General features: G+C 53.4%; 1 protein-coding gene. It reads right to left on the reverse strand.

All coding sequences use genetic code 11. The annotated features are described in order from the left end of the window. Window positions 1–554: IS3 family transposase (locus tag GO984_RS23290; RefSeq protein WP_157024931.1), on the reverse strand; the 554-nt coding region annotated here is incomplete at both ends.

The following is a 554-nucleotide window of genomic DNA, read 5'->3' on the forward strand; positions in this document are numbered from 1 at the left end:
AGCCACCATCCGTTCGAAGGCGACTGGGCTTTTCCAGCCTAATGCTGAATGCCGTCGTCGCGGATTGTAGAAGCCGTTGATGTATTCAAAGATCGCCATCTCAGCCTTGCGTCGCGTTTCCCAAGGATGCCGCCAGATCAGTTCAGCTTTGATGGTTTTGAAGACTGTCTCAACAGCTGCGTTATCATAGCAATTGCCTTTTCCATTCATGGATACCTTGAAGCCGTGCTGACGCAGGATCTTCTGGTAATCGTGAGAGCAGTATTGCGACCGACGATCCGTGTGATGAATGCAGCCTTTAGGTGGTTGCCGGAACGCGATGGCCATCTTCAACGCCCGGATCGCGAGGTCACGCTTCATGCGGTTACTCACAGCCCAGCCGATGACGCGCCGTGAATGCAGGTCCAAGATCACGGCCAGATACAACCAGCCCTCGCGCGTCCAGACATAGCTGATGTCACCGGCCCATTTCTGGTTTGGTTGATCCGCCGTGAAATTCCGATCCAATAGATTGGGCGCAATGTTGAACTTATGATCACTGGCTGTCGTCACCT

This window comes from Parasedimentitalea huanghaiensis (genome assembly GCF_009753675.1).
GTDB classification, from domain to species: domain Bacteria; phylum Pseudomonadota; class Alphaproteobacteria; order Rhodobacterales; family Rhodobacteraceae; genus Parasedimentitalea; species Parasedimentitalea huanghaiensis.